Origin of the sequence: Bacillus cereus group sp. BfR-BA-01355, assembly GCF_022663675.1 — a bacterium.
GTDB lineage: Bacteria > Bacillota > Bacilli > Bacillales > Bacillaceae_G > Bacillus_A > Bacillus_A thuringiensis_S.
In genome coordinates this window covers 1-19,020 of the sequence record NZ_JAKUFY010000108.1, presented here as the reverse complement: position 1 = coordinate 19,020, position 19,020 = coordinate 1, and the positions used below count along the sequence as shown (strand labels likewise).

The window sequence follows — 19,020 nt, the reverse complement described above, 5'->3', positions numbered from 1 at the left end:
GTTTCAGCCCCTTTCGATTTCCAGATACTTTCCCCATACAAGTAATTTTGTTTTTAGATGTTTATTTTCTAAACGTAGCTGTTCTAATTCACTGAGCTCTTTTGGTCCTTTTCCATAAGAATATTGTTTTCCTACAGGTTGTTGAAAACGATACGTTTGATCTGTACGATACCATTTCATCCATGTCTTAATTTGGGAAACATTTTTAATTCCGAGTTTCTCCATAATTGCACGATTTGAATAACCGTCTTTCTTCATTTCAATGACTTTCCACTTTGTTTCTTCTGGGTAATGAACTCTTGTCTTCAAACGAAAAACACCTCCAATGAATTTGCATACTTAGTATGCGAATTCAGGAGGTGTTTTTTTCATGTACCACTATTCGGGTTCACTTCAATTGCGGAAGGTTTTTCTTATTTTTCAATAACGCTCATATTTAAATTATAAGTTTTCTCAATATTTAACTTGTGCGTGCCATTTCCAGTTTTAATTGAATTTTTATACCAATGTTCTTGGTTGTTTAATTCTGGATGTTCTTCTGAAGAAGTATTTTCTTTTTTTGTTAAATCTTCTACTTGTTCCCAAGGTGTGCTTCCGTGTGTTTCTTTTTGATTCGTTACTGCTGTTAAAGAAACATCACTCTCTTTTGCAAGATGGACAGACACTCTTGAGCTTTCTTGTACAAACCAATTATTTTGTAATTGACCTGGATAAAGAGATAGTTCGTTATTTGAAGCACGGATTTCCACATTTTTATTTTGTGGAAGAACAAGCGTTGGTTTCACCTGTGGTGCTGAACTAAATAACGTATGTTGAACAGGTAATGATTTTAAATTGATATACATCGTTTCTCCAGCCGTTTGAACTGAAAGGAAATCATCTTGTTTTAAATTGAGTTTTTCATTTGCTTTCGTCGTCATTTCATAAGTTCCCAAAAGGTGAATTTGATTTGTATTATTTCCCTCTATCGTTAGAGGCTGATGCCCTGCATCTACTACAATTTTTTTGATAGATTCAGGTATATCAAATTGTCCGTCTGGAATATTACTCGTTTGTCTCGTTGTGTTAATAGAATGACGAAATTCTTCTAGTAATCCAGTTGATAATAAACAGTAAAAAGCAATTCCGACGCTTCCTAAAACGCCGATAAAGAAAATGCTGAAAATATCATATTTAATAAATGATTGTTCCTTCTTAGAAAATACAAGGTATAGTAAAACTTCAGCTCCAAGTATGATAAGTAAAACTGGCCACCATGCAGTTAGTGTATCTAATACTTGAATTCCTTTTACGACTGAAAATAGTAAAAAGCATCCTAACGATATAATAGAAAGCCCCATTGAGAATGTTCCAACACGCCAAGTCCTCATTCGCTTGTCCCACCTTTGTTTTCTTTATTTCCAAGTAACAATTTAAAGCCGCCGCCAATTAAAAGGAGCGCAACGATAGATGTTTGGAAATAGCGATAATATAGTTCACTAAGATGAATATTAAATATAGTTACAAAATAATCATTCAAAATAGGAAGGACTGTTTGATCTAATAAATAATAAACACCGAGTGTAATTAATCCGATACCAATCCATCTTTGATGATTTATAAAATAATCGATAATGGGTTCGTCTTGTACTCGTTCTTTTCCGTATTTTGCTGTTTGCTGTAAAGCATCAAAAAAGCTATAGAACCAAATGATTGGCACTAAAAATAAAAACGCAGAAAGTCTTAATAAGTCGAGTAAATAAATAGATAGTAAAAAGGCTGCCATAAGCTGAAGACCACGGCGTTGTAAGCCTAAATACATATGACCTGCTCCGGGGAACATCGCTAAAATAGAAGCAAATGTTTTATTTTTCTTTCCTTGCTCGCGGTGCTCTTCAAACTCTTCGAAAATAGTACGATCATCTAATTGCTCGCCACGTTCTTTTTTCTGGAGTTGCTGAACAACGTCAAAGAAATTGTAAATCCATAAAACAGGTAATGTAATAAGGAAGATAAGAAAACTTTCTTGCGATGTTAAAAGTGCAACGAAAATGATCATACTTCCGATTCCTGTGCAAGCTACTAAAAATGTAAGTCCGCGTTGCATAAGTCCTAATTGAAAATGGCCAAGTCCAGGGATGATGGATAAGAGAATGATATAAAATCGTTCGCTCTCTTTAGAGGATTCTATGAATTCTCCGGCAGCTTGTTTTTTCGATTGATTAATAATAGTGATAACTAAATCTAATAAATTGATTGCCCATAACACGACTAGTAAAAATAGAGAAAGAAAAGCAATATCACGGGCTCCTAATGCTATTGTACAAAATGCTGCAAAGATAAATAGAAATACAGCCCCTCCGCTATATAAAATAAACCGTCCAAATTTCTTTAAATATAAATGTCCAAGCCCAGGAATTAGCCCTAATACAAGTGCTAAAAAGGGATTTTTATTCATGCTTTGAACCTCCGTCCTTTTTCGATGTGTCTACCGATTTGTTTACAATTTGTTGTGAGATAGAAGACTCGTTATGTTTTGAAGATTTCTCTAAATTTGATGTCGCTGTAAAAATATACTGAAATAAACCACTTACCATAAAAATAATTGTAGCCGCAGTCGCAATTATGTAGTGAATGATCGTGCGCTTTAGTGAGGTTGTTTTTATATTTTCATTAGACTGTAGTGTTTCAAAATTAATTTGCGTCATAACTTCGTTCGTAAATGAATCATCATTTATCATTGGAAGGTTTTCATGTTGTTCATCAATACTTTCCATATAAAGTGCTAAACAATGATCACATTCATAAAGATGTTCTTCCATAGATTCACGTTCATTGCTTTCTATAAAATCTAATGTATAATTGCGCCAATCTTCTTTTGAATAATGCATCATAGAAACTCTTCCTCCTTCCAATGTTTTTTAATCCATTTTCTTGCCCGATACAGTTTCATTTCGACTGTTTTTACTTCAATGTTTTCCTGTAAAGCAATTTCTTGATAGCTTTTTTCTTCTAAGTAATGTGCGAGAACGACGTCACGGTAATTTTCAGGAAGTTCTCTCAGTTTTTGAGCAATGAGTAATTTCTGCTCTTTCGTCAATAATAAAGCCTCAATATTATGAGAGGACTGTATATTTTCCTCAGTTTCTTTACATAAGGAGAGTTCTTCACTTTCTCGAGCTTTCTTCCTCTTATAATCAATAGCGTGATTGGTGGCAATACGTGCCATCCACGTTTTTAATCCGCGAAATTGATAATTTGGGAGAGAGGCGTGAATTTTTACGAATACTTCTTGTGTAACATCTTTCGCATCTTCTTCATGTCTTACAATAGAAAAGATAACTTGAAAAATATAATGACGATATGTTTGCACGAGGATACGAAAAGCATGTTCGCTTCCTTGTTGTGCTTTTTCAATTAATTGTTTTTCCTCAATGGGTCTCTCCCTCCTTTTTGACGCATTCTATTATATAGACGTAAAGAATGATAAGTCACCCTACACATTTTGTAAAAAAAGAATAATATATTTTTTGCAGAAGAGCTAGATGAAAAAAGTGTGAAAAAATGGTAAGCAGAAGTATATAATGAGCAAGTAGGAAATGTTACACGGAGAAAGGATGTGAATGTTAGTAGGAGGAAGGTCCATACTAACAAACATGAAAATTAAAATATTAATAGCAGACGATAATTCTTTTATTAGAGAAGGCATGAAAATTATTTTAAATACATATGAAGAGTTCGAAGTGGTAGATACAGTAAATGATGGAGAAGAAGCTGTAGCATATTGTAAAAAGCATGAAGTTGATATTGCTCTTTTGGATGTTCGTATGCCAAATATGAACGGTGTAGAGGCGACGAAGTTTATTTGTGAAGAGACGAAAACAAAACCGCTTATTTTAACGACGTTTGATGATGATGAATATATTTTGGATGCAGTAAAAAACGGAGCGAAAGGGTATTTATTAAAAAATAACGATCCGGAGCGTATTCGTGATGCAATAAAAGGGGTATATAATGGCCAAACTGTTATGCAAGATGTAGTTCTCGATAAAATTAAGTCCAATTTAATGGAAAGTAAAGAGGAAGAATGTAAAATAGATAAAAGTCTTTTTACTGAAAGAGAGCTTAGTATTATCGCATTAATTGCAAAAGGTTTCTCAAATAAAGAAATTTCGAAACAGCTTTTTATATCTGAAGGAACAATCGCAAATTATATTACATCAGTTTTAGGGAAAACGGGACTTGAACATCGCACACAAATTGCGATTTACTACTTAACAGGGAAAGTAGATTAATGATATGGAATTTTGGTTAACTGTAAGTAAATTAATTGTCTTTATATATATTGTGTTCAGTTACATACATTCAAATGTTACGAACTTACCATGGGTTATATTTGCTTTGCTTTTATATCTTTCTGTAAACGTGCTAATCTCTATATTAAAAAAAGATACGTACAAAAAAATATTGATTTGTATTTCAATTAGTGTAGTTATGTTATTAACATGGAGGGTTCATCCGTTTTTTATTTTGTTTTTACCTTTGAATTTATACGAAATTACATTCCATTACATAGACAAGAATTGGTCACGCTTTGTTATTATGATGCTTCCAATTACAATTACAGATGAAAGCATTCGAATGACTTATGGATTAATTGTTGCATTTTCTTTTCTCGTTTTAACTATGGCAGATCGATATATATCACGTGTAGTAAAGCTTGAATCGCAAAATGATAAGATGCGAAAAGATATGCAACGACTTACGAAAAGCTTACATGAAAATAAAGAGTACATAAGACAATCAGAATACACATTTAAGCTAGAAGAGAGAAATCGGTTATCACAAGAAATTCATGATAAAATTGGTCACTCGATGACAGGTGCATTAATTCAAATGGAAGCTGCAAAGAGATTAATGGGGATAGATAAAGAAAAATCTGCGGAGTTATTACAAAATGCAATTCATATTTCAAAAGATGGAATTGAAAGTATTCGCATTACATTAAAAAATATGAAGCCACCAACTGAGCAAATTGGCATTCACCGTATGAAATTATTCATAGAGGAGTTTGCTAGTAAGCATGATGTAAACATTCCTTTCATATATAAGGGAAACTTAGATATGATTTCTCCCATTCAGTGGAAAATTATTGGTGAAAATGTTACCGAGGCACTAACAAATGCGATGAAATATGCTGATGCGACAGTTATTTCTATAGATATTCATGTACTTAATAAGATGGTTAAGGTGCAAGTGAAGGATAACGGAAAAGGCGCAGCTCTTGTTAAGAAAGGTCTCGGTATTATGGGGATGGAGGAGCGAACAGCGTCTGTAAACGGGAAAATTATTGTAGATGGAACAAGTGGTTTTTCAGTGACGATGTTGTTGCCGATATAAGAGAATGGGACGAAGATGAACCATCTCATATGAAAAAAGTGAATAATCTCATGTGAAAAGAATGAACTTCTGCACTGAGCAGGTTCATTTTTTTTGTTTATACTAAAAGCAGAGAAACCGAAATAGGGGTGAAATGATGAATACATTAGAAATTAAAAATTTAACGAAAAAATTTGGTGATTTCATCGCGGTAGATAATATGTCTTTATCTATTAAAGAAGGAGAGATATTTGGCTTTTTAGGATCAAATGGTGCTGGTAAAAGTACAACGATAAATATGATTGCTGGGTTGTTAAGAAGTAATGAAGGTGAAATTAGCATATTAGGAAAAAATATAAAAAAACATAATCGATTTGCGAAGATGAATATCGGTATCGTTCCGCAAGATATTGCGATTTATGAAGAGTTAACTGCCTATGAAAATGTGAAATTCTTTGCTGGATTGTACGGTTTAAGAGGAGCAGAGCTAAAAGCAAGAGTAGAGGAAGCGCTTCAGTTTGTGGGGCTTAGTGATAAACATAAAAGTTATCCGAAAAACTTTTCTGGCGGGATGAAACGAAGATTGAATATCGCTTGTGCGATCGCTCATAGACCGAAGTTAATTATTATGGATGAGCCGACAGTGGGAATTGATCCACAGTCAAGAAACTATATTCTCCAGTCTGTTCGAAAATTAAATGAAATGGGAAGTACCATTATTTACACGAGCCACTACATGGAAGAAGTAGAAGAGATTTGTACGAAAATAGCAATTGTAGATCACGGTAAAGTAATTGCAGAAGGTACGAAAGAACAGTTAAAAGCGATTATTACTGATACGAAAGATATTTGGGTTGAAGTGAAGTCAGTAGAAAATTTAGATGTAAAAAAGTTAAAAGAGATAAACGGTGTGAAAGCTGTTCAAATTGAAGAGAACGTAATTAAAGTAAACTCGGATGCAGGAGTAAACAATTTAAATAAAATTATTCAGCACTTCATTAATCATGATATTGAAATTCGTTCGGTAGAGGAGCAGGCCCCGAACTTAGAAACAGTATTCCTTACGTTGACTGGAAGAAACTTACGAGATAAATAAAAGGTAAATGAAGAAAAGGTAAAGGGAGGTTCATCAATTGAACATCTTCAATATTGCAGTTATGCATATTAAAAGAGATTTCAGAGACGTAAGAACTTTAGTTTTTATGTTAGCATTTCCGGTTGTACTTATGCTTGTGTTAGGAACAGCGTTAACGAATGCATTTGATAGCGATAGTCAAGCGATTAAAGATATACAAGTGCTCTACAAAGATGAAGCGAGTAGCACATTTTCTCAATCGTTCGAAGCATTTACGAAAGAAGTCGATAAATCGGGTATTCATTTTAAAAAAGCTTCCGAAGGTATAGATGGGAAAGAAGAAGTGAAGCAAAATAAATATGCTGCTTATGTAGAGTTAAATAAAGATGGTGCAAAATTTTATGGAAGTGACAAAAGTAGTGTTGAGGGAAGTATTGTGGAAGGCATGCTTACAACATTTGTTGATAAGTACAATATAGCGGCCGAAGTTGCAAAAGTAGATCCTAGTAAGGTGAGCACAGTTTTTTCAAGCGGAAATCATAATGATTATATAAAAGAAACATCTTTACAAGCTGCGAAAAAACCAGGTTCTATGGATTACTACGCGGTTGTAATGACAACGATGATTGCACTATATGCTGCGATGGGAGCGAGTTCTTTAATTCGAGGAGAACGAATACGTAAAACAGGAGATCGTCTCATTGCTGCACCTATAAGTAAGGCTGAAATATTCATTGGAAAAGTACTTGGTAGCCTAGTAGCAAATGCTCTGTGCATATTACTCGTCATGTTATTTAGTAAATTTGTTTTTCAAGCGAATTGGGGCGACCATCTTGGAATCATATTTCTTATTTTATTAACACAAATTTTTCTAGCAATTAGCTTCGGTTTAGGAATTGGATATATTACAAAAACACCGGAATCATCTAGAGCAATTATTATGGTTATTGTGCAATTATCCTCTATTTTTGGTGGTGCATATTTCGTAATAGAAGAAAATTTCGTTACGAATTTATCACCATTAACGTGGGCAAACACAGCTGTTATGAAAATTATTTATGCAAATGATGTAGGAGCAGCACTACCGGTAATATGTTTAAACCTTGGCATTTCAGCACTCTTTTTATTAATTGCAATTATTGCATTACGTAGACGGGAGGGGCTATAGTATGAAAGATATTTTATGGCTCATACAAAAAACGTTATCTGTACTTTTGAAAAATAAAAAAGGGTTATTCATTATTATTAGTTTGCCGATAATTGGAACACTAATCTCCTTCTCGATGTATGGGAATATGGGGCAAGGGACGTTAAATATCGGGGTTATTAATAAAGAAAATCAATCTATAGCAAATGATACGGTGAAATTTTTAGAAGGATTAAATCATGTAAAGGTAAGTAAAATTAAAGAATCTGAAGTAGAAGATAAACTCACTTCCAAAAAACTTGATGGAGTTATTACATTAGATTCTGGTTTTTCAAAAAGTGTTCGAGAAGGGAAACCAAATCATATTGAAATTTCATCGATTAAAGGTGATCAAGTAACAGGATTTATAAAATCATATTTATACAATTATATTGATAATGTAGCAGCTATTAGTAAAGTAGCAGGAACAGATCAAAGTGCATTTGATACTATGTACGCAGGATATCAAAAAGGTTCATTTAAAATGAAAACTGAGACGCTAGAAGATACTTCGAAAAATAAAGATATGACAAACCAAACGATGGGTTACCTTATTATGTTTATGCTATTTTCAGCAGCGAACTTATCAGGTTATATTTTAAAAGAAAAAGAAAATAGAACGTATTTTAGACTCTTATCAACGCCGATAGATGGGAAGAAATTCATATTATCTAATGTCGGGGTAAATATGCTGCTATTAACAGTACAAATTCTGATTACAATCTTATTCCTAACGAATATTTTTCATATAAATATCAATATGCCTTTCATAGTGATGATTGGTGTACTCATGCTATTTGCTTTAATAGCGATTGGAATATCGTTAGTCCTTGTCGCTTTTTCGAAAAACTCAGCATCAGCAAATGCACTGCAAAATATGATTATTGTACCGACATGTTTACTGGCTGGATGTTATTTTCCTTATGACATTATGCCAAAAGCGGTACAAAAAGTAGCTGATTTTCTTCCGCAGAGATGGCTATTAGACACAGTATCAAAACTACAACAAGGAATTCCAATTTCAGATTTGTATTTAAATATTTTAATCTTATTTGCCTTTGCGGTAGCATTCTTCTTAATTGCTATTTATAAGTTTGGAAGAAATAATGATGCGAGAAACTTTGTTTAATATGAAAAGGGTGTGACGTTAAGTCGCATCCTTTTTTGTATGAAGCATGAAATCTAAATTTGAATGACAAAATAGAAAGGTGGAAAGAAAATGAGCGGAAGGAAATCAAAATGATTAAAAAAATATTGCGAGTTACTTCTATTGTAATTACTATTTTCGTTTTTGTTTTAATTTGGATGCATATTGACGTTACGCTCGGAAGAAAAATGGAAGTCGGGAAAAATATGCCGACAGAGTACGCTCCTCATTATAGTGATTTTCAATTATATGTAGAAGGAAAGTCATTTTATAAACAGTTATTTACTGATATAAGAGAGGCGAAGCAATCTATTTACACGTACTTTTTCATTTTGTCGGATGATAAAAGTAGCCATACTTTTTTAAACTTATTAAAAGAGAAGGCGAGAGAAGGAGTAAACGTATATTTATCTGTCGATTTACTTAACGATTTATCATTTGAAAGAAAGGTGAAAAAAGAATTACAGGAAAGTGGCGTGCATTTTACATATAGTAGAAAACAGGAATTACCATTCGGGTTTTATTCCCTACATCATCGTAATCATCGCCGTATTACGACGATTGATGGAGAAATTGGCTATACAGGCGGATTTAATATAGGAGATGAGTACTTAGGGAAAGATAAGCGATTTGGATATTGGCGTGATTATCATGTACGGCTTAAAGGAGAAGGAGCAAAAGATTTAGAGGAGCAATTCGCTTTAGATTGGAAGCGAGATACGAAAGAAGATATAAAGAGAAGTACGAATAAGGCTAGCAAAGGGAATACATTACATACTATGACTAGTTACAATGGCCATTACGTTGCTGAGAAATATATAGAGCTCATAAAACAAGCTCAGCACTCAATTGTAATTGCAACGCCGTATTTTATAGCGAAAAATAAAGAATCTATGAATGCTTTAATCGCGGCGCAAAAGCGTGGTGTTACAGTAAAAATACTTTGGTCATATAAACCAGATCTACCTCTTATAAAAGAAGCGGCGTATCCATACATACGTCAAGCTGTTAATAATGGGATTACTGTATATGGGTATAAAAAAGGAATGTTTCATGGAAAGTTAATGCTGATTGATAATGAGTTAACTGTTATAGGTACAACAAACTTTACTTCGCGTAGCTTCAATATAAATGATGAAATGAATTTTTATATTTATGGTGGTCCTATTGTAGGACAAGTTAATAAGGCGTTAACAGAGGATTTTCATGATTCGAAAGAAATGACGAAAGAGTTTTTTGAAAAGTTATCTTTTTGGGAGCGTTGTAAGGAGAAAGTAGCGGGATTGGTTGACTTCTATTTGTGATGATGAATTAGGAAAGGGTGCCTACAAAAGACACCCTTTTTTGGTGGGAAATCATTATTTTTCATGCACCAGCAATGAAGCATCATCATTAATCAACGTCCCTACATGCTCCCCTAAACAAATTCGTTTCATCACTCCAGGCTCATCAAAGTTAAAGACATGTGCTGGTAAATTGTAGTCTCGGGCAAGCAGTAATGCTGCTTGATCCATGACTTGTATATTTTGTCTAACAACATCATTATAGTTTAGTTTGCTGTACATTTTTGCTGATTTGTTATGCTTTGGATCACTTGTAAAAACGCCGTCGACACCTTGTTTTGCGACTAATATGGCATCACTATTCATTTCAATAGCTCTTTGTACGCTTGGATAATCTGTCGTCACGAACGGTTGCCCGTTTCCGCCTCCAAAGATAACGATATAACCGTTATCTAAATGGTGGACTGCACGCAAACGAATGTATGGTTCAGCTACTGCATTAAATGGAATGGAAGTCATAACGCGCACTTCTCTATTTGTTTTACTTGTTAAAACACCGCGAAGCATTAAGCTGTTAATAATTGTACCTAACGTACCGATATTATCAGCTTCTACGCGATCAATTCCCCATTCTTCAGCTAGATGACCTCTAAAAATGTTACCGCCACCGATGACGATGGATACTTCGATACCTAAATCAACAATGGATAAAATTTCGTTTGCGATATGTTCTAATCGTTTGGAGTTAAAGCTATTTCCAGTTTGATCGGCAAGTGCACCGCCGCTTAATTTAATTAAGACACGTTTATATGGTCTCATAACTATTCCCCCTATATAGATCGCAATAAAAAAGGAACAAAGGCGAATGCCTTTGTTCCTTTTTAAGAAAATGAAAAAGAAAAGAAGAAGATAGGACGAATTTCTTTGTATAGTTTCTCATAACATCCACTCCTTTTCATTTCGATTTTTTTAAGTATATATCTTTTTGATTATACGAAACAATCTGATTACTTATCAAGTTTATTTTATCGTTTTTTAACAAAATGGTGTCAATGAAAAAAAGAAGAAAAATATTTGAATTTTTTGTGACGAACTTGTAGGTTTTTGTATGATTTTGTAGGTTCGCTTATAAGATGTGTAAGTAGCTTTTATAAATTCAAATTGAAAGCGTTCGCATGAAGGGGATGAACATAAATGAAAAAATTCGGATTGGCAACACAAATTTTTGTAGCGCTTGTTTTAGGGATTGTAGTAGGGGCAGTCTTTTATGGCAATAAAACGGCGATTTCTTATATCACACCAATTGGAGATATATTTATTCACTTAATTAAGATGATTGTAGTACCAATTGTTATTTCAGCATTAATTGTTGCAGTAGCTGGTGTAGGAGATATGAAAAAGCTTGGGAAACTGGGCGGTAAGACAATTCTTTATTTCGAAATTATTACGACAATTGCTATTTTAATGGGATTACTTGCAGCGAATATATTCCAACCAGGTACTGGTGTTGATATGAGTAATTTACAGCAAAGTGATATTTCTTCTTATAAACAAACTGCAGATGCAACCGAGAAGAAAGGTTTTGCTGAGACAATTGTTCACATTGTACCGAAAAACGTATTTGAATCGATTGCACAAGGTGACCTATTACCGATTATATTCTTCTCAGTATTATTCGGCTTAGGAGTTGCGGCAATTGGGGAAAAAGGAAAGCCTGTCTTTAACTTTTTTGAAGGCGTACTCGAAGCCATGTTTTGGGTTACAAATCAAGTGATGAAATTTGCACCATTTGGTGTATTCGCATTAATTGCCGTTACGGTTGCAAAATTTGGTGTAGCGACATTACTTCCGCTAGGAAAACTAGTGCTAGCTGTATACGTAACTGTTATACTATTCGTTGTGATTGTATTAGGTATTAATGCACGAATGGTTGGCGTAAACATTTTTACATTAATGAAAATTTTAAAAGAAGAACTGATTCTTTCGTTTACGACAGCAAGTTCAGAAGCTGTTTTACCTAATATAATGAGAAAAATGGAAGAGTTCGGTTGTCCAAAGGCAGTTGCCTCTTTCGTAATTCCGACAGGTTATACATTTAACTTGACTGGATCGGCTATTTATCAAGCGTTAGCGGCATTGTTTGTTGCACAAATGTACGGTGTGCATATGTCATTAACGGAGCAAATAACGTTATTATTCGTTCTCATGTTAACATCCAAAGGTATGGCGGGAGTTCCAGGTGCATCGTTCGTTGTTGTATTAGCAACGTTAGGTTCAATGGGGTTACCACTAGAAGGTATCGCGTTAATTGCGGGAATTGACCGCATTTTAGATATGATTCGCTCATCTGTCAATGTATTAGGAAATGCATTAGCGGCCATTGTTATGTCGAAGTGGGAAGGCGAATTCGATAATGAGAAAGCAAAACAATATGTAGAAACAGTCAAAGAAACAAAAGCAGCATAAGAAATCGTTAAGGAGTGAATAATCATGGCAACATTAACTGAAGTTAAAAATGGTGTTCGAATTGAAAAAGATTTTTTAGGTGAAAAAGAAGTGCCAAACTATGCATACTACGGCGTACAAACAATGCGTGCAGTAGAAAACTTCCCAATTACAGGATACAAAATCCATGAAGGCTTAATTAAAGCATTCGCAATTGTAAAAAAGGCTGCAGCGCTTGCTAATACAGATGTAGGAAGATTACAATTGAACAAGGGCGGCGCGATCGCAGAAGCCGCTCAAGAAATTCTTGATGGAAAATGGCATGATCATTTCATCGTAGATCCAATCCAAGGCGGAGCAGGTACTTCAATGAATATGAATGCAAATGAAGTCATGGCCAATCGTGCTCTTGAATTATTAGGAATGGAAAAGGGAGACTATCATTATATTAGTCCAAATAGTCATGTAAACATGGCGCAATCAACAAACGATGCATTCCCAACGGCGATTCATATTGCAACATTAAATGCATTAGAAGGCTTATTACAAACGATGGGTTATATGCACGATGTATTTGAATTAAAAGCAGAGCAGTTCGATCATGTTATTAAAATGGGTCGTACACATTTACAAGACGCTGTGCCAATTCGTCTTGGACAAGAATTTAAAGCGTATTCTCGCGTACTTGAACGTGATATGAAACGTATCAAGCAATCACGTCAACATCTATATGAAGTAAATATGGGAGCAACTGCAGTTGGTACAGGCTTAAATGCAGATCCAGAATATATTGAAGCAGTTGTAAAACATTTAGCTACAATTAGTGAACTGCCACTTGTTGGTGCAGAAGACTTAGTAGATGCAACGCAAAATACGGATGCATACACAGAAGTATCAGCAGCACTGAAAGTATGTATGATGAATATGTCTAAAATTGCGAATGACCTTCGCTTAATGGCATCAGGTCCACGTGTTGGCTTAGCGGAAATTATGTTGCCTGCTCGTCAACCAGGTTCATCTATTATGCCAGGGAAAGTAAACCCTGTTATGCCAGAAGTAATTAATCAAATTGCGTTCCAAGTAATTGGTAACGACCATACAATTTGCCTTGCTTCAGAAGCAGGACAGTTAGAATTAAACGTTATGGAACCAGTACTTGTTTTCAACTTACTTCAATCTATTAGCATTATGAATAACGGTTTCCGTGCCTTTACAGATAATTGCTTAAAAGGAATTGAAGCGAATGAAGATCGCTTAAAAGAGTATGTTGAGAAGAGTGTAGGAATTATTACAGCCGTGAACCCTCATATCGGTTATGAAGCAGCAGCTCGCGTTGCGAAAGAAGCAATTGCAACAGGTCAATCCGTTCGAGAACTTTGTGTGAAAAACGGTGTACTGTCACAAGAAGACTTAGAGTTAATTCTAGATCCATTCGAAATGACGCACCCAGGGATTGCAGGAGCAACTCTTTTAAAGAAAAATTAAAAGAAGAGGGGGACAATCCCCTCTTTTTTGTTTACAATATAGAAATGCTATATATGAATAGAGGTAGGGATGTTATGAGTAAGTTTACAGTAGCTTCTAATGGTTCATTAGAAACGACATTAAGAGGAGTAGAAGTATTATCGACACCACTTTTAAATAAAGGGGTCGCTTTCACGCAAGAAGAGAGAGAAGAATTAGGTTTAAAAGGGTTATTACCGCCAGCAGTTTTAACATTAGAAGAACAAGCACGCCGAGCATATGAACAATTCTGTTCTCAGCCGGATGATTTATTAAAGAACGTATATTTAACAGCGTTACATGATCGAAATGAAGTATTATTTTATCGTATATTAACAAATCACTTACGTGAAATGTTACCAATTGTATATACACCAACAGTCGGTGTAGCAATTCAAAGGTATAGTCATGAATACCGTAAACCGCGTGGTGTGTATTTATCAATTAACGATCCGTCGGGTATCGAAGAAGCATTCGCCAATATCGGTGCAACAGCTGAAAACATTGATTTAGTCGTTGTAACAGATGGAGAAGGCATACTTGGAATTGGTGACTGGGGTGTTGGTGGTATAAACATCGCAATCGGGAAATTAGCTGTTTATACGGCCGCAGTTGGTATCGATCCTAGTCGTGTATTACCAGTAATTTTAGATGTAGGTACAAACCGTGAGGAACTATTAAACAATCCATTTTATATTGGAAATCGTCACCCTCGTATAACAGGTGAAGTTTACGATGAATTTATTGATACGTTTGTACAAGCGGTAAATAAACAATTCCCGAAAGCACTTTTACATTGGGAAGACTTTAGCTCTCGTAACGCACGAAAAATTTTAGATAAATACCGTCATGACGTTTGTACGTTTAATGATGATATTCAAGGTACAGGTGCAGTTTCGCTTGCGGCTGTGTTATCGGCAGTGAAAGCTTCTGGTGTACCATTAAGTGAACACCGCGTTGTTGTATTTGGTGCTGGTACGGCTGGAATCGGTATCGCAGATCAAGTTAGAGATGCGATGGTCCGCGTAGGCGTATCTGAAGAAGAATCATATAAGCGTTTCTGGTGTATTGATCGTAACGGATTAGTTACAGATAATATGGAAGACCTTCTTGATTTCCAAATTCCGTACGCAAGAAAAGAAGCGGAAGTAAGTGAGTGGAAGCAAAATGATATGATCGGACTTGCTGAAGTTGTGAAACATGTAAAACCGACAATTTTAATTGGTACATCTACTGTTGCGGGCGCATTTAAAGAGGAAATTATTAAAGAAATGGCTTCTCACGTAGAAAGACCAATCATTTTACCAATGTCGAATCCAACACCGCTTGCTGAAGCAAAGCCAGCAGATGTAATCGAGTGGACAGAAGGAAGAGCATTAGTTGCAACAGGAAGTCCATTTGAACCAGTTACATATAACGGTGTAACGTATGTGATTGGACAATCAAATAATGCACTTATTTTCCCAGGGCTTGGTCTTGGAACAATTGTAGTACGTGCAAGCGTTATGACGGATGGAATGTTCGCAGCAGCTGCTGAAGCAGTTGCAAGTATGGTAGATACAAGTCAGCCAGGAGCACCTATTTTACCAGAGGTCGAAGAATTACGTAATATCTCAGAAATGGTTGCAATTGAAGTAGCTAAAGTTGCAGTTGCAGAAGGTGTTGCAAGAGTGAACTTAAGTGATAACGATATTAAGATGGCAGTGAAAGAAGCAATATGGGAGCCGGAGTACCGCCAAATAAAAGCGGTAGAAAAGGTTAGAATATAGAAAAAAAGCCCGTTTATAACAATAAGCGGGCTTTCGCTTTACTACTGAAAAAAAGTATAGGAAGTGGCACCTTTGAATTGGAATCAATTATGGAAGAAAGATATGTCCCTTTTAATTATATTAATGGTCGTTGTTCCTATTGCTGGGGAGCTGAACTTTCATCCCTTTAATGATACGTTTCGAGTTAGCTTCGGTACACCGCTATTTTTCTTTTTATTATTATTTTTAAGAAGAGTACCAGCAGGAGTTGCAGGTATTCTTGTTGGTATATCTGTAGTCTTATTCCGAGTATGTCTTGACTGGATCATGCAAGGTTCATTTCATATGACAGAATCATTTTATTTGCGTTATCCTGTGTTCTTCTATTATTTTATTTATGGCAGTCTTTTTTCGCTTTGCAGGGTAAATAAGTTCCATCAGAAACCAATCATTATTGGATGCCTTGGCATTTCAATTGAAATTGTTGCAAGTATGTCAGAACTTGCGTTCTATCACATGTTAGTACTCGGTACAACAATAACGATTTCTGAAGTAAATAAACTTATTATTATTGCTATTTTTCGTAGTTTCTTTGCACTTGGTTTTTTAAATATGATGAATTTATATGAAACGAAATTAAAAGAATCGCAAGTTCGAAAAGAAAATGAAAACATGTTAATGCATCTTTCTAATTTATATGTGGAATCTGTTCATTTGAAAAAGACATTACAAAATGCAGAGTTAATTACACAAGAAGCATATCAATTATATCGAAATTTACAAGTAAGCGCTGATTCAAGTAGTAAAACAGCATTGAAAATAGCAGGGGAAGTGCATGAAATAAAAAAGGATAATCAAAGGATATTTGCAGGATTATCTAAACTGTTATTAGATAAAAATGTAGCTGAGTATGTAGAAGGACATGAGCTTACAGAAATGATTGTAAGAATAAATGAAAAGTACGCTGGAATGCTAGAGAAAGATATACGTTTTTCTAAATATATAGAAGGTGAACACGCTGCATATCACGTGTATACAGTGCTATCAATCTTTAATAACTTAGTTGCCAATGCAGTGGAAGCAATTGAAGATAGAGGTCTCATTCATATTGATTTATATAAACGAGAGCAACATGTAATATTTGAAGTAATTGACGATGGCCCTGGTATTGCACAAAAGTATAAAAAATTAGTATTTAAGCCCGGGTTTACTTCCAAGTATGATCAAACAGGAACACCGTCAACAGGCATTGGACTTTCTTACATACATGAAATGGTAACAGAGCTAGGCGGAGAAGTAAGATTAGAAGACAATGAAACCGGAAAAGGGTGTAAGTTTATCGTTTGTTTACCGGAGTGCAGTTTAAAGCGGGAAGGGGAATAGATTTGTTTTATTATATCGTAGACGATGATGAAGTTTTCCGTTCAATGCTGTCGCAAATTATTGAAGATGGAGATCTTGGAGAAGTAATTGGTGAGGCGGATGACGGAGCTTTTATTGAAGCGGATCAACTAAATTTTAAAAAAATAGATATTTTATTTATTGATTTGTTGATGCCGATGAGGGACGGAATTGAAACAGTTCGTCACATTGCGTCAACTTTCACGGGGAAAATTATTATGATTTCTCAAGTGGAATCGAAGCAGCTTATAGGTGAGGCATATACATTTGGTGTAGAATATTATATTACAAAACCATTAAATAAAATCGAAGTTGTATCTGTTGTACGCAAAGTGATAGAGCGTATTAGATTGGAGCGTTCTATACATGATATTCAAAAATCATTGAATAACGTGTTTCAGTGGGAAAAACCGCAATTGCGTACTGAACCAGTACAAGAAGGAAAAAAGATAGGGGATTTAGGGCGCTTTTTACTATCAGAACTCGGTATTGCGGGAGAGAATGGAAGTAAAGATTTACTTAGTATGCTGGAATATTTATATGGTCAAGAAAAGGCACAGACATTTGACTTTGGCTTTCCTGCGTTAAAAGAAATTTTTCATCATATTACGATAAGGAAATTAGGGGATATAGCTTTAGAGGCGGATATTGATAAAGAGAAAAAAGCGTCTGAACAAAGAGTACGTCGAGCTATTTATCAGTCGTTAAATCATTTGGCTTCTTTAGGACTAACAGACTTTTCAAATCCAAAATTTGAAAGCTATGCTCCAAAATTTTTCGATTTCACTGTAGTTAGAAAACGGATGACAGAAATGACGAAAGATGAACTTGCATCTTCTGGTCATACGCGAATTAATACAAAGAAGTTTATTCAAGTGTTGTATTTTGAGGCGAAGAGGTTGATGGAAATAGAGTGAAGAAGATGCTTATAAATAAGCATCTTTTTTGTTAAATCAACATTTTATATTAAGGAAGTGTCAAAGCGATGAGTTTCACATTGAATAAATCGATTATTAAAGAAGTGTGCGGAGAGACCTCATATAAAAGAGGTGAAGCCTATTATAAATCAAATAAAGTGATAATAAATCATTATGATAAAAATAAAGAAATTTGCGAGGCTACAGTAAAAGGGAACGAGGATTTCCATGTTACAGTAGAAAAAGCTAAAAAGGGTGATGTTGTTGCAAAATGTAGTTGTCCTTCATTATCGTCTTTTCAAACGTATTGTCAACATGTTGCAGCAGTATTAATACAAATAAACTATAATCAACAAACAGGTGGAATGAGCTCCACTAGTAACAGAAACGATCAATTGACAAGTGGTATGTTTCAGCTGTTTGCGGACAAACCACTGAGGCCAAAAAGTAAACAACACCGTTTTGATACACGCGAAATATTAGATGTTGAGTTTATATGTACACCAGTAGCTACGAGAAGTGGTGGGGCTCTACTTGGAATTCAATTGAAACTTGCCAAAGTGTATTTCATAAATCATATTAGAGAATTTCTTTCTAAGGTGGAGAAAAGAGAGTCTTTTCATTGTTCAAATGAATTTACATATACGCCAGATGTACATAGTTTTAAACAAGAAACGGATGCGATTATCCAGCAGCTCATTAAAATGTATCATAACGAAAAAATGTATGAGGATGCGCTAGAAGTACATGCGAAACAAGATGAAAGTATGATATTCATACCACCAGCTTCATGGAAAGATATGCTCTCTTCACTTTCTAAAGTTGAATATGTACAGCTGAAACAAAATGAACAACTGTTTCAGGGATTACAAGTTTCAAAAGGTTTGTTGCCGTTACACTTTGAATTTACAAAGGGAAATAATGGCGGATTTACACTTCATATAGATGGTCTAAATC

17 protein-coding genes and 1 pseudogene are annotated in these 19,020 nt (G+C 34.9%); 12 read left to right on the top strand and 6 right to left on the bottom strand.

Features of this window, described 5'->3' with window-relative positions:
* From MR167_RS25400 to MR167_RS25380, 5 genes and pseudogenes are all read right to left on the bottom strand, one after another.
* Nucleotides 1–309: pseudogene (locus MR167_RS25400) on the bottom strand (helix-turn-helix domain-containing protein); the annotation flags it as partial.
* A 104-nt stretch (nt 310–413) separates the two neighbouring features.
* Entirely contained in the window at nt 414–1,370 is a 957-nt protein-coding gene (gene exsE / locus MR167_RS25395) for an exosporium protein ExsE (RefSeq protein ID WP_001261433.1), read from the bottom strand.
* Nucleotides 1,367–2,437 (bottom strand): hypothetical protein, encoded by a 1,071-nt coding sequence (locus MR167_RS25390; RefSeq protein WP_001039098.1) that lies wholly within the window; start codon nt 2,435–2,437, stop codon nt 1,367–1,369. Before MR167_RS25390 ends, exsE begins: the two co-directional genes overlap by 4 nt.
* Nucleotides 2,430–2,873, bottom strand: a complete 444-nt coding sequence (locus MR167_RS25385) for a hypothetical protein (protein ID WP_000972351.1) — start codon at nt 2,871–2,873, stop codon at nt 2,430–2,432. Before MR167_RS25385 ends, MR167_RS25390 begins: the two co-directional genes overlap by 8 nt.
* On the bottom strand, nt 2,870–3,352 hold the full coding sequence (locus MR167_RS25380) for an RNA polymerase sigma factor (protein WP_001195484.1): 483 nt from the start codon (nt 3,350–3,352) through the stop codon (nt 2,870–2,872). The genes MR167_RS25385 and MR167_RS25380 overlap by 4 nt, the downstream gene beginning before the upstream one ends.
* A 283-nt stretch (nt 3,353–3,635) precedes the next feature.
* On the opposite strand from MR167_RS25380, the gene MR167_RS25375 reads away from it, so the two are divergent.
* The 6 genes from MR167_RS25375 to MR167_RS25350 all read left to right on the top strand — a co-directional run bounded on the left by MR167_RS25375 (nt 3,636) and on the right by MR167_RS25350 (nt 10,070).
* Nucleotides 3,636–4,274 (top strand): response regulator transcription factor, encoded by a 639-nt coding sequence (locus MR167_RS25375; protein ID WP_000694093.1) that lies wholly within the window; start codon nt 3,636–3,638, stop codon nt 4,272–4,274.
* 4 nt (nt 4,275–4,278) lie between these two features.
* The gene (locus MR167_RS25370) at nt 4,279–5,379 is read left to right on the top strand and encodes a sensor histidine kinase (RefSeq protein ID WP_242315797.1); all 1,101 of its coding nucleotides are present in this window, start codon (nt 4,279–4,281) and stop codon (nt 5,377–5,379) included.
* Between the two features lie 136 nt (nt 5,380–5,515).
* Nucleotides 5,516–6,454: an ABC transporter ATP-binding protein gene (locus tag MR167_RS25365; protein WP_001093814.1), complete on the top strand. Its 939-nt coding sequence runs from the start codon at nt 5,516–5,518 to the stop codon at nt 6,452–6,454.
* Nucleotides 6,455–6,491: 37 nt separating this feature from the next.
* Nucleotides 6,492–7,601, top strand: coding sequence for an ABC transporter permease (locus MR167_RS25360; RefSeq protein ID WP_242315795.1), 1,110 nt, complete (start codon nt 6,492–6,494; stop codon nt 7,599–7,601).
* Nucleotide 7,602: 1 nt separating this feature from the next.
* Nucleotides 7,603–8,748, top strand: coding sequence for an ABC transporter permease (locus tag MR167_RS25355; protein WP_000651861.1), 1,146 nt, complete (start codon nt 7,603–7,605; stop codon nt 8,746–8,748).
* A gap of 110 nt (nt 8,749–8,858) precedes the next feature.
* The gene (locus tag MR167_RS25350; RefSeq protein ID WP_000591943.1) at nt 8,859–10,070 is read left to right on the top strand and encodes a phospholipase D-like domain-containing protein; all 1,212 of its coding nucleotides are present in this window, start codon (nt 8,859–8,861) and stop codon (nt 10,068–10,070) included.
* Between the two features lie 54 nt (nt 10,071–10,124).
* Here MR167_RS25350 and pyrH read toward each other — a convergent pair whose 3' ends face one another.
* On the bottom strand, nt 10,125–10,868 hold the full coding sequence (pyrH, locus tag MR167_RS25345) for a UMP kinase (protein ID WP_001248060.1): 744 nt from the start codon (nt 10,866–10,868) through the stop codon (nt 10,125–10,127).
* A gap of 375 nt (nt 10,869–11,243) precedes the next feature.
* On the opposite strand from pyrH, the gene MR167_RS25340 reads away from it, so the two are divergent.
* From MR167_RS25340 to MR167_RS25315, 6 genes are all read left to right on the top strand, one after another.
* Nucleotides 11,244–12,515, top strand: coding sequence for a cation:dicarboxylate symporter family transporter (locus MR167_RS25340; protein WP_000713293.1), 1,272 nt, complete (start codon nt 11,244–11,246; stop codon nt 12,513–12,515).
* Between the two features lie 24 nt (nt 12,516–12,539).
* Nucleotides 12,540–13,979, top strand: a complete 1,440-nt coding sequence (gene aspA / locus MR167_RS25335; RefSeq protein ID WP_242315793.1) for an aspartate ammonia-lyase — start codon at nt 12,540–12,542, stop codon at nt 13,977–13,979.
* A 74-nt stretch (nt 13,980–14,053) separates the two neighbouring features.
* The gene (gene malS / locus MR167_RS25330) at nt 14,054–15,766 is read left to right on the top strand and encodes an oxaloacetate-decarboxylating malate dehydrogenase (RefSeq protein ID WP_242315791.1); all 1,713 of its coding nucleotides are present in this window, start codon (nt 14,054–14,056) and stop codon (nt 15,764–15,766) included.
* 63 nt (nt 15,767–15,829) lie between these two features.
* On the top strand, nt 15,830–17,128 hold the full coding sequence (locus MR167_RS25325) for an ATP-binding protein (protein ID WP_242315789.1): 1,299 nt from the start codon (nt 15,830–15,832) through the stop codon (nt 17,126–17,128).
* 2 nt (nt 17,129–17,130) lie between these two features.
* Entirely contained in the window at nt 17,131–18,063 is a 933-nt protein-coding gene (locus tag MR167_RS25320) for a response regulator (RefSeq protein ID WP_000500296.1), read from the top strand.
* Between the two features lie 68 nt (nt 18,064–18,131).
* The coding region (locus MR167_RS25315; RefSeq protein WP_242315787.1) for an SWIM zinc finger family protein at nt 18,132–19,020 on the top strand (889 nt) is incomplete at its 3' end.

Excerpts from the sequence above, each read along its gene's own strand:
- exsE (WP_001261433.1), bottom strand. The coding sequence starts at position 1,370 with ATGAGGACTTGGCGTGTTGGAACATTCTCAATGGGGCTTTCTATTATA.
- MR167_RS25390 (WP_001039098.1), bottom strand. The coding sequence starts at position 2,437 with ATGAATAAAAATCCCTTTTTAGCACTTGTATTAGGGCTAATTCCTGGG.
- MR167_RS25385 (WP_000972351.1), bottom strand. The coding sequence starts at position 2,873 with ATGATGCATTATTCAAAAGAAGATTGGCGCAATTATACATTAGATTTT.
- MR167_RS25375 (WP_000694093.1), top strand. The coding sequence starts at position 3,636 with ATGAAAATTAAAATATTAATAGCAGACGATAATTCTTTTATTAGAGAA.
- MR167_RS25370 (WP_242315797.1), top strand. The coding sequence starts at position 4,279 with ATGGAATTTTGGTTAACTGTAAGTAAATTAATTGTCTTTATATATATT.
- MR167_RS25365 (WP_001093814.1), top strand. The coding sequence starts at position 5,516 with ATGAATACATTAGAAATTAAAAATTTAACGAAAAAATTTGGTGATTTC.
- MR167_RS25355 (WP_000651861.1), top strand. The coding sequence starts at position 7,603 with ATGAAAGATATTTTATGGCTCATACAAAAAACGTTATCTGTACTTTTG.
- MR167_RS25350 (WP_000591943.1), top strand. The coding sequence starts at position 8,859 with ATGATTAAAAAAATATTGCGAGTTACTTCTATTGTAATTACTATTTTC.
- pyrH (WP_001248060.1), bottom strand. The coding sequence starts at position 10,868 with ATGAGACCATATAAACGTGTCTTAATTAAATTAAGCGGCGGTGCACTT.
- MR167_RS25340 (WP_000713293.1), top strand. The coding sequence starts at position 11,244 with ATGAAAAAATTCGGATTGGCAACACAAATTTTTGTAGCGCTTGTTTTA.
- aspA (WP_242315793.1), top strand. The coding sequence starts at position 12,540 with ATGGCAACATTAACTGAAGTTAAAAATGGTGTTCGAATTGAAAAAGAT.
- malS (WP_242315791.1), top strand. The coding sequence starts at position 14,054 with ATGAGTAAGTTTACAGTAGCTTCTAATGGTTCATTAGAAACGACATTA.